Below are 14,070 nucleotides of genomic sequence, written 5' to 3' on the forward strand. Positions count from 1 at the left end.
CTCCAGTGGGAGTCGTCTTTTACAGGATTATTAACGGGAAAGTTTTTGGCATACCACATGCCAGAATGTCAAGCTGGCTATTTTTTGCGGCGTTCCAAGCAATGCTGCAGCTTGACAAGTTGGCTTCTGGCATACCAAATGCCATCGCCAGCCATTTTTGATCCACGGCGGCGGAGTAGTCTGGCGCTTATGCCGCTCCGTTCCGCGGAATGGAACAGAGCGCGGCGAATGGCAAGCAACACGGGCAGCCGCAAAACCACGCGCGCGCTTTGAAAAGAACGAACTGAGGTCAAGGGAGAAGCCACATGTCCAATTCCAAAGAAGCCGTCCGCAAGGTGCTTGACCAGGTCAAGGCGGACAACCGCACCAGCCTGACGGCCCCGGAAGGCAAGCTGGTCTGCGACGCCTATGGCATTCCGGTGCCGAAGGAGGGCGTGGCGAAGTCGGCGGGCGAGGCCGGCAAGATGGCCTCGTCGATGGGCTTCCCGGTCGTGATGAAGATCGTCTCGCCGGACATTCTCCACAAGACCGAAGCCGGCGGCGTCATCGTCGGCCTCAAGACCGCCGAAGAGGCCGAAAAGGCCTATGAGACCATTCTCGGCAACGCCAGGAAGTACAAGGCCGATGCCAAGATCGACGGCGTCCAGGTGCAGCAGATGCTGGCCGGCGGCACCGAGGTCATCGTCGGCTCGATCACCGACGGCTCGTTCGGCAAGCTCGTCGCCTTCGGCCTCGGCGGCGTGCTGGTCGAGGTGCTCAAGGACATCACCTTCCGCCTCGCGCCCGCGACCAAGGAAGACGCGCTCTCGATGCTCGACGGCATCCAGGCGCATGAGATCCTGAAGGGCGTGCGCGGCGGCGAGCCGGTGAACCGCAACGCCCTCGCCGATGTCATCGTCAAGGTCTCGCAGCTCGTCACCGATTTCCCTGAAATCGTCGAGCTCGACCTCAATCCGGTGTTCGCGACGGCGAAGGGCGCGACCGCCGCCGACGTGCGCATCGTCGTCGACTTCGCCTATGTGCCGAAGCCGAAGCCGCGCCCGACCGAAGAGATTGTCGCGGCGATGAGCCGCATCATGCAGCCCAAGGCGGTCGCCGTGGTCGGCGCCTCCGCCGAGGACGGCAAGATCGGCAACTCCGTGATGAAGAACCTCATCAACGGCGGCTACAAGGGCGACATCTATCCGATCCACCCCAAGGCCGCCGAGATCCTCGGCTACAAGGCCTATAAGAGCGTCAAGGACGTGCCTGGCGTGATCGACACGGCGGTGTTCGCGATCCCCGCGAAGTTCGTCGCTGCGGCGCTCACCGAATGCGGCGAGAAGAAAATCCCGGGCGCGGTGCTGATTCCGTCGGGCTTCGCGGAGGCCGGCGCACCGGAGCTGCAAGCCGAGATCGTCGAGGTCGGCAAGAAGTACGACATCCGCCTGATGGGGCCGAACATCTACGGCTTCTACTATACGCCGGCCAATCTCTGCGCGACCTTCTGCACGGCCTACGACGTCAAGGGCCACGCGGCGCTGTCGTCGCAGTCGGGCGGCATCGGCATGGCCATCATCGGCTTCTCGCGCTCGGCGAAGATGGGCGTCTCGGCCATCGTCGGCCTCGGCAACAAGTCCGATATCGACGAGGACGATCTGCTCGCCTTCTTCGAGCAGGATCCGAACACCAATTTGATCGCGCAGCACTGCGAAGACCTCAAGGACGGCCGCGCCTTCGCGGAAGCCGCCAAGCGCGTCTCCAAGAAGAAGCCGGTCGTCGTGCTCAAGGCCGGCCGCACCTCGGCCGGCGCCAAGGCGGCCTCGTCGCACACCGGCGCGCTCGCCGGTAACGACAAGATCTACGAGGACGTCCTGGCGCAGTCCGGCGTGATCCGCGCTCGTAGCTTGCGGCAACTGCTCGAATTCGCCCGCGGCGTGCCGGTGCTGCCGACGCCGAAGGGCGAGAACGTGCTGATCATCACCGGTGCGGGCGGCTCGGGCGTGCTGCTGTCGGACTCCTGCGTCGACAACGGCCTGTCGCTGATGTCGATGCCGGCGGATCTGGACGCGGCCTTCCGCAAGTTCATCCCGCCGTTCGGGGCTGCCGGAAATCCTGTGGATATCACCGGCGGCGAGCCGCCGATCACCTATGTCAACACGGTGAAGCTCGGCCTCTCCGATGAGCGCATCCATTCGCTGATCCTCGGCTACTGGCACACCATCGTCACGCCGCCGATGGTGTTCGCCCGCAACATGGTCGAGGTGAAGAAGGAGATGGAGGCCAAGGGCTTCGTGAAGCCGATCGTCGCCTCGCTCGCGGGCGACGTCGAGGTCGAGGAAGCCGCCGAATATCTCTACCAGAACGGCATTCCGGCCTACGCCTACTCGACCGAGCTGCCGGTCGAGGTCCTCGGCGCCAAGTACAAATGGGCGCGCGGGGCAGGGCTGCTCTGAGTATGACGACCTTCGCCTCTCCCCGCACGCGGGGAGAGGCCGGAATTTGCGCAGCAAATTCCGGGTGAGGGGGACTCTCCGCGAGTCTGACTGCTGCCGTCCTTGCGGAGGCTCCCCCTCACCCTGACCCTCTCAGAGCGAGCGGAGCTCGTCTCGGCCCCGCAAGCGGGGAGAGGGGAAGAAGAACGAATGCAGGTCGCGATGAACAAGAACGTGATCCGGCGCAAATCGCTCGAGCCTCGATCGACATCGGAGGCCGATAACGACACGCGCGACGGCGGCGTGCAGTCCGTCGATCGCGCGCTGTCGATCCTGGAAACGCTGGCCGAGGACGACGAAGGCTATCGCCTCAGCGATCTGGCGGTGCGCACCGGCCTGTCGGCTTCCACGGTGCACCGCCTGCTGGCGACGCTGGAAAGCCGCCGCTTCGTGCAGTTCGACCGCGCCGAATCCAAATGGCACGTCGGCTCCCGCGCCTTCACGGTCGGCGCGAGCTTCGCGCGGCGGCGTAATTTCTCCGCGCAGGCGATTCCCTACTTGCGCAAGCTGCGTGATCTCACCCGCGAGACCGCCAATCTCGCCGTGGTCGACGATGAGTTCATCATCGTGCTGACCCGCATGGAGAGCCGCGAGATCATGCGCTCGCTGACCCAGGTCGGCGGCCGCGTTCCCATGGTGACGTCGGGCGTCGGCAAGGCCGTGCTCGCAACCTATTCCGATGAGGACGTCGGCGCCGTCATCCGCCATCACGGCATGCCCCGGCTGACCGAGAAATCGATCGTGCGGCCGAGCGACCTGTTCAACGAGCTCGAAAGAATCCGCAAGCAAGGTTTTGCGCTCGACGATGAAGAGGCCTGCATGGGGCTGCGCTGTATTGCCGCAGTGGTCTACAACGACTGCGCCGAGCCGCTCGCGGCGATTTCCGTCTCCGGCATGACCAGCCGCCTGACCGACGACAGGCTGCCGGAGATCGGCCAAATCGTGCGCGAGGTCGCCGGCGAGCTGACCGTCGCGCTCGGCGGGGTGATGCCGATACCGCGCTAATTGGGGAACCCGGGCGCTGTCGCTGGACAGCATCGGCCGTTTTGGCTGATATGCGACCAAACGACACAATGCGGCAAACGTCCGCATGAGCCTGGAGAGCGTCCTCATGTTCCAATTTTCCGCGCGCCTTGCCGGCGCAGCCGTCGCGCTGACCCTTGCGGCAGCGACGCCGTCCCTTGCCCAGCAGCTCGAGCTCAAGTTGATGGCGCCGGCGGCCCCGGGCGGCGGCTGGGACCAGACCGCGCGCTCGATGCAGCAGGCGCTGGTGGCTGCGGGCGTCGCGCGCAGCGTGCAGGTCACCAACGTTCCCGGCGCCGGCGGCAGCGTCGGCATCGCCCAGTTCGTCAATGGTGCCAAGGGCGACGGCAACCAGCTGATGGTCAACGGCTTCGTCATGGTGGGCGCGCTCGCCATGAACAAGTCGCCGGTGACTCTCGAGCAGGTGACGCCGATCGCGCGCCTCACCGAGGAAATCCAGGTAATCGTGGTTCCCGCGAATTCGCCGATCAAGACCGCGCAGGATCTGGCCGCCGCGGTGAAGGCCGATATTGCCAAGGTGACTTTCGCCGGGGGCTCGGCCGGCGGCGTCGACCATGTGATGGCGGCGTTGTTCGCCGGCGCGGTCGGTGCCGACGCCAAGAAGATCAACTACATCCCGTTCTCCGGCGGCGGCGAGTCGCTGGCTGCGATCCTCGGCGGCAAGGTCACCGCGGGCATTTCGGGCCTCAGCGAATATGAAGGGCAGATCAAGTCCGGCAAGCTGCGCGCGATCGGCGTGACCTCGGAGAAGCGCATCGCAGGTAGCGACATCCCGACCTTCAAGGAACAGGGCATCGACCTCGTGATCGCCAACTGGCGCTCGGTGGTGGCGCCTCCCGGCATCACGCCGGAGCAGCGCAAGACCTTGAGCGATGCGGTCGAGAAGATGGTGAAGTCGGACGCCTGGAAGGAAATCCTCAAGCAGAAGGGCTGGGAAGACGCCTATCTCGGCGGTGACGCCTTCGCCGATTTCCTGAAGAAGGAAACCGTGCGCGTCACCGACGTGCTGAAATCGGTCGGTCTGGTCAAGTCATGACCTCGGGCGATCCGGCCCAGCCGCCGCGGCGCGTCGATCGCGCCGGCATCGTCATCGCTGCACTGCTCGCAGGCCTTGCCGCGGTGCTGGTCTTCGATGCGCGCGGCCTGTCATCCACCGCGATGTACGGCATGGGGCCGGAGGCGATGCCGGTCGTAGTCGCCAGCGGCCTCGCGCTGCTCGCGATCGGCAATTTCATCGACGCGCTGCGCGGCAATTTGCCGGCGCGCGAGAGCGCCGATCCGGTGCCCGTGGTTCTGATCCTCATCGGCCTTGCGCTGCTGATCGCCATCATCGGCTTTGGCGGCGGCTTCATCCTGGCAACGTCGGCGCTGTTCGTGACGACGTCGGCCGCCTTCGGCCGCCGCGCCATCCTGGTAGATTCCATCATCGCCCTCGTGATGTCGACCCTGATCTATCTCGCGTTCGACCGGCTGCTCACGCTCAGCCTTCCGACCGGCCCGCTGGAGCGACTGCTGTGATGGACACTTTTGCCGCGCTGGCCCACGGCATGGCGGTCGCCGTTCAGCCGATGAACCTGCTTTACGCGCTGATCGGTGTGTTCCTCGGCACTGCCGTGGGCGTGCTGCCCGGCATCGGCCCCGCCCTGACGGTCGCGCTGTTGCTGCCCGTCACCTATAAGCTCGACCCCGGCGGTTCGCTGATCATGTTCGCCGGCATCTATTATGGCGGCATGTATGGCGGCTCGACCACCGCGATCCTGATCAACACGCCCGGCGAGAGCGCCTCGATGGCGACTGCGCTCGAAGGCAACAAGATGGCCAAGGCCGGCCGCGGCGGGCCAGCGCTTGCGACATCCGCGATCGGCTCCTTTGTCGCCGGAACCATCGCCACCATCGGTCTGGCCTTCCTCGCGCCGTGGCTGGTCGATTTCGCAGTGCGCTTCGGCCCTGAGGACTATTTCGCGCTGATGTGCGTCGCCTTCGTCACGGTGTCGGCGACCTTCGGCGATTCCCCGGTTCGCGGCCTGACCAGCCTGTTCATCGGTCTGACGCTCGGTCTCGTTGGCATCGACAAGCTGACGGGGCAGGCGCGGCTTGCGTTCGGTGTCCCTGAACTGCTCGACGGCGTCGAGGTGACGACGCTGGCCGTCGGCCTGTTCGCGGTCGGCGAGGCGCTCTATGTCGCGTCGCGACGCCACCACAGCGAGGAGAAGCTCGAGCCGGTGCGCGGCTCGCTGTGGATGACCAAGGAAGACTGGAAGCGGTCGTGGAAGCCGTGGCTGCGCGGCACGATGTTCGGCTTTCCGATCGGCGCGCTGCCGGCGGGCGGCGCGGAGATCCCGACCTTCCTGTCCTATTCGACCGAGAAGCGGCTGACGAAACACCCCGAAGAGTTCGGCAAGGGCGCGATCGAAGGTGTCGCGGGGCCGGAAGCCGCCAACAACGCCTCCGCCGCCGGCACGCTGGTGCCGCTGCTGACGCTCGGGCTGCCGACCTCGGCGACGGCAGCGATGATGCTGGCGGGCTTCCAGCAATACGGCCTCAACCCGGGGCCGCTGCTGTTCGCCGAGCGGCCTGACTTGGTGTGGGGCCTGATCGCCAGTCTGTTCATTGCCAATTGCATGCTGCTGGTGCTGAACCTGCCGCTGGTCGGCCTCTGGGTGCGGCTGCTCGCAATCCCGCAACCATGGCTCTATGCCGGCATCCTCGTGTTCGCGACCATGGGCACCATCGCCGCAAAGCCGTCGGTGGTCGAATTGTCGATGCTTGCCGGCTTCGGCGTGCTCGGCTTCCTGATGCGCCGGTTCGATTTTCCAATCGCGCCGGTCGTGGTCGGCCTGATCCTGGGCCCGATCGCCGAGAGCCAGTTGCGCAGGGCGCTCGCGATCAGCCTCGGCGATCCCATGACGCTGCTGCAGAGCCCGATCTCGGCGACGCTGCTGGCGCTGGCCCTGATCGCGCTGCTGGCGCCGTTTGTGCTGAAGGGGCTGGGCCGGTTCAAAGCGACCGAAGATTAGTCATCCCGGCGCACGCGTCTTTTGATGCCGCGTCCATCCGTAGGGACATGCCCCATGCCGTCAGAACTTCGCTCGCCCCGTCTCGCCGTCCTGATCGATGCCGATAATGCGTCGGCGAAAATCGCGGACGGACTGTTCGAGGAGATCGCCAAGATCGGCGAGGCCAGCGTTCGCCGCATCTACGGCGACTTCTCCAATGCGCGGTCGAAGGGATGGGCCGACATTCTGTCCAAACACGCCATCATCCCGCAGCAGCAATTTGCCTATACGACGGGAAAGAATGCATCAGACATCACGCTGGTCATCGACGCCATGGACCTGCTTCACAGCGGCCGGTTCGACGGCTTTTGCCTGGTGTCATCGGACAGCGATTTCACCCGGCTTGCCGCCCGCATCCGGGAGCAGGGCATCGATGTCTTTGGGTTTGGCGAGCAGAAGACACCCGAAAGCTTCAGGCAGGCCTGCCGCAGATTCGTCTATACGGAGAACCTGCTCGCCGGCACTGCGACCACCCAGGACGCATCCTCACGCTCAGCGCCGCTTCAGCCGCCCGATGCCGCCACGCCCATCATCAAGAAGGTCATCACCCAGATGGAGAGCGAGGACGGCTGGGTCGCGCTCGGTGAAGTCGGACGGCAGCTCGCCAATCTCGCTTCCGATTTTGATCCGAGGACCTACGGCTTCCGCAAGCTGAGCGACCTCGTGCGGAAGACGAATTCGTTCGAGATCGATGAGCCGAAGGGCCGGTCGATGCGGATTCGGGTCAAGCCCATTGCTGCACCGCCGGCAAGAACGCGGAACCCGCGCCGGTCTGCCAGGTCGGGGGCAGGCGGCGCGGCGCCTAAGGCGTAAGCAGGGCGTGCCGTCATATTTGCACTTGCCCGGTTTGGTGCAGGGCGTAACCATCGCCGGGAAACGCCGCGCGAGGGTCCCGATGCCCAAACTCACCCGCTTCACCGTCGCCCCGCTGCATGCGATGACCCGGCGCCTTGCCGACGTCGCTTCCGCTCGCCTCGCGCCAGATTTGGTCATCACCGGCGCGCGGGTGCTCTCGACCTATTCGGAACGCATTCATCCCGGTCGGGAGATCTGGATCACCGGCGGGCGCATCGCGGCGGTGAAGCCATCAGGTGCGGCGAAGAAAGTCTGGCCCAGCGTGCCGCTCTACGATGCCGCTGGCGGCATCGTCGCGCCGGGCCTGGTCGATCCGCACATCCACATCGAATCCTCGATGGTGACGGCCTGCGCCTATGCCGAGGCCGCGCTGCTCAACGGCACCACCACGATCTTCTGCGACAGCCACGAGATCGGCAATGTCATGGACGTCGCCGGCGTCGAGGCGATGCTGGAGGACGCGCGCGAGGCGCCGCTCTCGATCTTTTTGACGGTGCCGAGCACGGTGCCGGCAACGTCGGCCGAATTGGAAACGGCCGGCGGCGACCTCACACCGGACAAGATCGCCGGCCTGTTCGACCGCTGGCCCGAAGCCGTGGGGCTTGGTGAGAAGATGGATTTCGTGCCGGTCACGATGGGCGACGAGCGCAGCCATGCCATCCTTGCGGCCGCCTTGAAGCGGGGACGTCCGGTGTCCGGCCACGTCTACGGCCGCGAATTCGTCGCGGCCTATGCGGCGTCAGGCGTCACCGACACCCATGAGGCGATCGAGCGCGACATCGCCGACGATCTGCTCGACGCCGGCGTCTGGGTGTTCCTGCGTGGTGGCCCCCCGACGACGCCGTGGCATTCGCTGCCGCAGGCAATCCGCACGATTACCGAGCTTGGCGCCTCGCACAAGCGCGCGGCCGTCTGCACCGACGACCGCGACGCCGACGATCTCCTGATGTTCGGTCTCGACTGGGTGGTGCGCGAAGCCGTGAAGGCCGGGATGTCACCGGAGCAGGCCTGGTCGATGGGCTCGCTGCATGGCGCGACGCGCTTCGGCATGGATGGCGACATCGGTGGCCTCGGCGGCGGCCGCCGCGCCGACCTCGTGCTGATGGACGACCAGCTCAAGCCACAATGCACCTGGTATGGCGGCGAGCTCGTGGTCGAGAACCGCAAGATCACCGGGCTGCTCGATCAGGCGCTGTCGCACCGCTATCAATATCCAAAGGCGGCTTACGCGACGGTGAAGCTGCCGAAGAAGGTCAAGCTGACGCCGGATCTCCCGGCGAAGGCCTGCACCGTCAATGCCATCAAGACGGCGCTGCCGGGCATCACGCTGATCCATGACAAAGTCGCGATCGAACCCGCCAATGACTGGCCGTCCTTGTTCGCGCGCTACGGCCTCTGCTTCGTCACGGTCATCGAGCGCCACGGCAAGTCGTCCGGCAACGTCGCTTATGGACTGCTGAAGGACTTTGGCCTCAAGCGCGGCGCGGTCGCCTCCAGCGTCGGACACGACAGCCACAACATCATTGTCGCCGGCACCAACGAGCCCGATATGCAAGTCGCGATCGCGGCCATCAAGGACCTGCAGGGCGGCGTCTGCGTCGTCGCCGATGGCAAGGTAAGGGCGCTGGTTCCGCTACCGATCGCGGGGCTGCTCTCGGACAAGCGCGTCACGGAGGTGGCCGAAGAGGTCAAGGCGTTGAAGAAGGAATGGGCCGAGGCCGGCTGCACCATTCCCTATATGGGCTTCAATTTGATTCCCCTATCGGTCATTCCGGAAATTCGCATCACCGACAAGGGCCTCGTGCTGGTGCCGCAGATGGAACTGGCGCCGCTGTTCGAGTGATCCGCTTTCACGCGACTCTCGATCTAACCGTTTGAGACGCCCAAGATTTTTCCGCGGCTGCCACATCGTGGAAAATAAAATCGATCTCGTTGAGATCGCATCACGCGCACCCGATGATCTCGCTCGCTGACTTGAACCGAGCGAGGTCCGATATGGCGAAGATGCGAGCTATCGATGCTGCCGTGCGAATTCTGGAAAAGGAAGGCATCTCCACCGCCTTCGGCGTTCCCGGGGCCGCGATCAATCCGCTTTACTCGGCGCTGAAGAAGCGCGGCTCGATCCACCACATTCTGGCGCGGCATGTCGAGGGTGCCTCGCACATGGCCGAGGGCTATACGCGCGCCAAGGCCGGCAATATCGGCGTCTGCATCGGAACCTCGGGGCCGGCTGGCACCGACATGATCACCGGGCTCTATTCGGCGATCGCCGATTCCATTCCGATCCTCTGCATCACCGGGCAGGCGCCGCGGGCGCGGCTCTACAAGGAAGATTTTCAGGCCGTCGACATCGAGTCGATCGCAAAGCCCGTGACGAAATGGGCCGTTACCGTGCGCGAGCCGGCGCTGGTGCCGCGCGTGTTCAGCCAGGCGTTTCATGTCATGCGCTCGGGCCGGCCCGGGCCGGTCCTGATCGACATGCCGCTCGACGTGCAGCTGGCCGAGATCGAGTTCGACGATGAGACCTATGAGCCGCTGCCCGTCTACAAGCCCGCTGCCACGCGAAAACAGGTCGAGAAGGCGCTGGAGATGCTCAACGCCGCCGAGCGTCCGCTGATCGTCGCGGGCGGCGGCATCATCAACGCCGATGCGTCCGACCTCCTGGTCGAATTCGCCGAGATCGCCAACGTTCCTGTGGTGCCGACGCTGATGGGGTGGGGCGCGATCCCCGACGATCACGTGCTGATGGCGGGCATGGTCGGCCTTCAGACCAGCCACCGCTACGGCAACGCCACCATGCTGGAATCCGACTTCGTGCTCGGCATCGGCAACCGCTGGGCCAACCGCCACACCGGCTCGGTCGAGACCTACACCAAGGGCCGCACCTTCGTGCATGTCGACATCGAGCCGACCCAGATCGGGCGCGTGTTCAATCCGGATCTCGGCATCGTCTCGGACGCCAAGGCCGCGCTCGAGCTGTTCGTCACCGTCGCCAGGGAGTGGCGCCGGTCAGGCAGGCTCCGCGAGCGCCAGGCGTGGCCCGCGGCCTGCCGCGATCGCAAGAAGACGATGCTGCGCAAGAGCCACTTCGACAACGTCCCGATCAAGCCGCAGCGCGTCTATGAGGAGATGACCAAGGCCTTTGGTCGCGACACCTGCTATGTCACCGTGATCGGCTTGTCGCAGATCGCCGGCGCCCAGTTCCTCGGCGTCTACAAGCCGCGCAACTGGATCAATGCCGGGCAGGCGGGTCCGCTCGGCTGGACGCTGCCCGCCGCGCTCGGCGTGCGTGCGGCGTGCCCGGATCGCGACATCGTCGCGCTCTCCGGCGACTACGACTTCCAGTTCCTGATCGAGGAGCTCGCGGTCGGGGCGCAGTTCAATCTGCCCTACATCCACGTCGTCGTGAACAATTCTTATCTCGGCTTGATCCGCCAGGCCCAGCGCGGCTTCGAGATGGACTATCACGTCCAGCTCTCTTTCGAGAACATCAACGCGCCCGAGATCGGCGTCTACGGCGTCGACCACGTTGCGGTCGCCGAAGGCCTCGGCTGCAAGGCGATCCGCGTCACCGATCCGAAGGACGCGCAGGCCGCGTTCGCGACCGCGCGCGAGCTGATGGCCAAGCACCGCGTGCCCGTGGTGGTCGAGTTCATCCTCGAACGCGTCACCAACATCGCGATGGGAACGGAGATCGACAACATCGTCGAGTTCGAGGAGGTGCTGGACCTGCCGCTCGACGAGGTCGAGCGGGCGCGCCCAGGCGTGCTGCAGCCGGCGGAATAGGGAAGGACCTCATCATGCCGAAATTCGCCGCCAACCTCACCATGCTCTTCAACGAGATGCCGTTCCTCGACCGCTTCGCAGCGGCGAAGGCGGCGGGCTTTTCCGGGGTCGAGTATCTCTTTCCCTATGATTTCGACAAGGCGCAGCTGCGCGAGCAGCTGGAAGCCCATGGTCTGACGCAGGTGCTGCACAATCTGCCGGCCGGAAATTGGGCAGGGGGCGAGCGCGGCATTGCGATCCTGCCCGATCGCACCGCTGAATTCCGCGACGGCGTGTTTCGCGCCATCGACTATGCCAAGGCGCTCGATTGCGAGCAGCTCAATTGCCTCGTGGGTATTGCACCTGTGAATGCCGATCCGCGCGAACTGAACGAGACGCTGGTGGGAAATTTGCGCTTTGCGGCCTCGACGCTGGCGCGCGAGAACATCAAGCTGCTGGTCGAGCCGATCAACACGCTCGACATTCCCGGCTTCTTCCTCAACGGCACCGAGCAGGCGATACAGCTGATCTCCGAGGTGCGGTCGAACAACCTGTTCGTCCAGTACGACATCTATCACATGCAGATCATGGAGGGCGATCTCGCCCGCACCATGCAGGAATATCTGCCTGAGATCGCGCACATCCAGCTCGCCGACAATCCGGGCCGCCACGAGCCCGGCACCGGCGAGATCAACTATCCCTTCCTGTTCCGCCATCTCGACGCGATCGGCTATCGCGGCTGGATCGGCTGCGAATACAAGCCGCGCACCACGACGCTGGAAGGGCTGTCCTGGCACGCCGCGCAGACCTTTGAGACCTGAGAACGCACCCACAGCGACGGTGCGCTCCCTCTCTCGCTTGCGGGGGAGGGCTGGGGTGGGGGTATCTCCGCGAAAAGATTCGATCGAGATGCGCTGAAAGACCCCAAGCGGATAGAGCCCCCACCCGGCGCTACGCGCCGACCTCCCCCGCAAGCGGGAGAGGTGCACCGAGCTTGTGGATCGACTTGGCCTAAATCTGGAGGAATGAGACATGACCAACATCGGCTTCATCGGACTTGGCACCATGGGACGGCCGATGGCCGGCCATCTCCTTAGCGCTGGCCATCGTGTTCTCCTGCACGATGTTGCGCCGGTTGCGGCTGAGCTGATTTCCGCGGGCGGCATCGCCTGCAAGTCGGCCAAGGAAGTCGCGGAGGGCGCGGATGCCGTCATCATCATGGTGCCGGATACGCCGCATGTGGAAGCGGTGCTGTTCGGCAAGGATGGTGTTGCGAGCGGTATCTCGAAAGGCAAGATCGTCGTCGACATGAGCTCGATCTCGCCACTGGCGACGAAGGAGTTCGCCAAGAAGATCGAGGCGCTCGGGGCGGATTATCTCGACGCGCCGGTGTCGGGCGGGGAGGTCGGCGCCAAGGCGGCGAGTCTCACCATCATGGTTGGCGGGCCGGAGCGGGCCTTTGGCACCATGAAGCCGGTGTTCGACAAGATGGGCAAGAACGTCACTCACGTCGGCGCCAATGGCGACGGGCAGACGACGAAGGTTGCCAACCAGATCATCGTCGCGCTGACGATCGAGGCGGTGAGCGAGGCGCTGTTATTTGCATCCAAAGCCGGGGCCGATCCGGCGCTGGTGCGCAAGGCGCTGATGGGCGGCTTTGCCTCCTCGCGCATCCTCGAAGTGCACGGCGAGCGCATGGTGAAGCGCAATTTCGATCCTGGTTTCCGCATCGAGCTGCACCAGAAGGATCTCAATCTCGCGCTCGAGGGCGCGCGCACGCTCGGCCTGTCGCTGCCGAGCACGGCGGTGGCGCAGCAATTGTTCTCGGCCTGCACCGCGCATGGCGGCAAGGGCTGGGATCATTCCGCGATGGTGCGGGCATTGGAACTGATGGCAGGCCACGAGATCGCGGCGGCCTGAACTGTTACGCGGTAACACTCTCCAGTTTTGAAGCCTCTTCGCCACGGGGGAACCGGAACAATGCTTCGGCCCCGCGGTTGAAGGCGCAGGACAATCACTGGAGACAAAACAACATGAAAACCCGTCTTGCGATTACGTTGGCTGCAGCGTCGCTGCTGGCGTCGAGCGCAGCCTTTGCTCAGTCGACGACCGAACAAGGCGCCAGGGACGGCGCGCGTGCTGGTGGCGACATCGGCGGACCGATCGGCGCGATGGTTGGCGGCACCGTTGGTGCGGCCGTCGGAGCCGGCCTCGAGATTCCGAATGCGGTGCTGGGCGGAATCCCGCGGAGTGACTCCGTCGTGGTCGAGGAGCGCGTCGTGGTGGGCGAGCCGCTGCCGCCGACCGTGGTGCTCCGCCCCGTACCGAACTACACCGAGTATCGCTATGCGGTCGTGAACGATCGCCGCGTGATCGTCGAACCGCGCACGCGTCGCGTCGTCAAGATCATCGACTGATCCAGGCCGACCACAGGCGTGGAGAGAAAAGGGCCCTGCGGAGTTCTACTCCGCGGGGCTTTCGCTTGCTGCAGAGGGGCTTGCGAGAAAGCGTGTCACAACCCAATCGGTGATCGCCGCGAGCGCAAAGCCAAGGCAGGCCGTCAGCGCGTCGACCAGAAAATCCTCCAGCCGGGCGTGGCGTCCGGGTGCCCAAAATTGCATCAGTTCGAGCACGCCAATCAGGACGACTGCGGCCCCCGCGCCCAGCAGGCGCCGCCGCGGATAGGCAAGGCCGAAGGCCAGCCCCACCAGGATGAATGCGAGAGCGTGTTCGCCGTCCTGGCCGAGGTCGGAATGGGGCCGCAGGCCAGGGGGACCGAGGGTGGCGAAAGTAACGGCGGCCGCGAGCAGCCAGGCAAAGGAACGGATCAAAATGGACATCCGGTTCGCTTAGCACAGATTGGCAGCGGGCCGGTA

General features: G+C 65.0%; 12 protein-coding genes. 11 read left to right on the forward strand and 1 reads right to left on the reverse strand.

The genetic code is table 11. The features are described from left to right. The first annotated feature begins 305 nt into the window (after positions 1-305). From GGD67_RS28245 to GGD67_RS28295, 11 genes are all read left to right on the forward strand, one after another. The gene (locus tag GGD67_RS28245) at positions 306-2,435 is read left to right on the forward strand and encodes an acetate--CoA ligase family protein (RefSeq protein ID WP_179737468.1); all 2,130 of its coding nucleotides are present in this window, start codon (positions 306-308) and stop codon (positions 2,433-2,435) included. 201 nt (positions 2,436-2,636) lie between these two features. Next, complete coding sequence (locus GGD67_RS28250) at positions 2,637-3,479, forward strand: IclR family transcriptional regulator (RefSeq protein ID WP_179737549.1); 843 nt, start codon at positions 2,637-2,639, stop codon at positions 3,477-3,479. Between the two features lie 106 nt (positions 3,480-3,585). After that, entirely contained in the window at positions 3,586-4,554 is a 969-nt protein-coding gene (locus GGD67_RS28255) for a tripartite tricarboxylate transporter substrate binding protein (protein ID WP_179737470.1), read from the forward strand. Continuing rightward, positions 4,551-5,036, forward strand: coding sequence for a tripartite tricarboxylate transporter TctB family protein (locus GGD67_RS28260; protein WP_179737472.1), 486 nt, complete (start codon positions 4,551-4,553; stop codon positions 5,034-5,036). Before GGD67_RS28255 ends, GGD67_RS28260 begins: the two co-directional genes overlap by 4 nt. Beyond that, the gene (locus GGD67_RS28265; protein WP_026201567.1) at positions 5,036-6,535 is read left to right on the forward strand and encodes a tripartite tricarboxylate transporter permease; all 1,500 of its coding nucleotides are present in this window, start codon (positions 5,036-5,038) and stop codon (positions 6,533-6,535) included. Before GGD67_RS28260 ends, GGD67_RS28265 begins: the two co-directional genes overlap by 1 nt. A gap of 54 nt (positions 6,536-6,589) precedes the next feature. Further along, on the forward strand, positions 6,590-7,387 hold the full coding sequence (locus GGD67_RS28270; RefSeq protein WP_179737474.1) for an NYN domain-containing protein: 798 nt from the start codon (positions 6,590-6,592) through the stop codon (positions 7,385-7,387). A gap of 82 nt (positions 7,388-7,469) precedes the next feature. Further along, positions 7,470-9,272 carry an adenine deaminase gene (locus GGD67_RS28275; RefSeq protein WP_179737483.1) on the forward strand — a complete coding sequence of 601 codons (1,803 nt, stop codon included), beginning with the start codon at positions 7,470-7,472 and terminating at the stop codon, positions 9,270-9,272. A gap of 152 nt (positions 9,273-9,424) precedes the next feature. Next, a complete protein-coding gene (gene gcl, locus GGD67_RS28280) occupies positions 9,425-11,215 on the forward strand; it encodes a glyoxylate carboligase (RefSeq protein ID WP_018315873.1) in 1,791 nt (596 codons plus the stop codon). A gap of 14 nt (positions 11,216-11,229) precedes the next feature. Next, positions 11,230-12,015 carry a hydroxypyruvate isomerase gene (gene hyi, locus GGD67_RS28285; RefSeq protein ID WP_018315874.1) on the forward strand — a complete coding sequence of 262 codons (786 nt, stop codon included), beginning with the start codon at positions 11,230-11,232 and terminating at the stop codon, positions 12,013-12,015. A 211-nt stretch (positions 12,016-12,226) separates the two neighbouring features. Next, positions 12,227-13,114 carry a 2-hydroxy-3-oxopropionate reductase gene (locus GGD67_RS28290; protein WP_018315875.1) on the forward strand — a complete coding sequence of 296 codons (888 nt, stop codon included), beginning with the start codon at positions 12,227-12,229 and terminating at the stop codon, positions 13,112-13,114. A gap of 113 nt (positions 13,115-13,227) precedes the next feature. Further along, positions 13,228-13,611, forward strand: coding sequence for a DUF1236 domain-containing protein (locus GGD67_RS28295; protein WP_018315876.1), 384 nt, complete (start codon positions 13,228-13,230; stop codon positions 13,609-13,611). A 45-nt stretch (positions 13,612-13,656) separates the two neighbouring features. Here the strand turns inward: GGD67_RS28295 and GGD67_RS28300 are convergent, their stop codons facing one another. Further along, positions 13,657-14,034 (reverse strand): antibiotic resistance protein VanZ, encoded by a 378-nt coding sequence (locus tag GGD67_RS28300; RefSeq protein WP_018315877.1) that lies wholly within the window; start codon positions 14,032-14,034, stop codon positions 13,657-13,659. Positions 14,035-14,070 lie beyond the last annotated feature (36 nt).

The organism is Bradyrhizobium sp. IAR9 (assembly GCF_013408065.1).
In the GTDB taxonomy this organism is placed as follows: Bacteria; Pseudomonadota; Alphaproteobacteria; order Rhizobiales; family Xanthobacteraceae; genus Bradyrhizobium.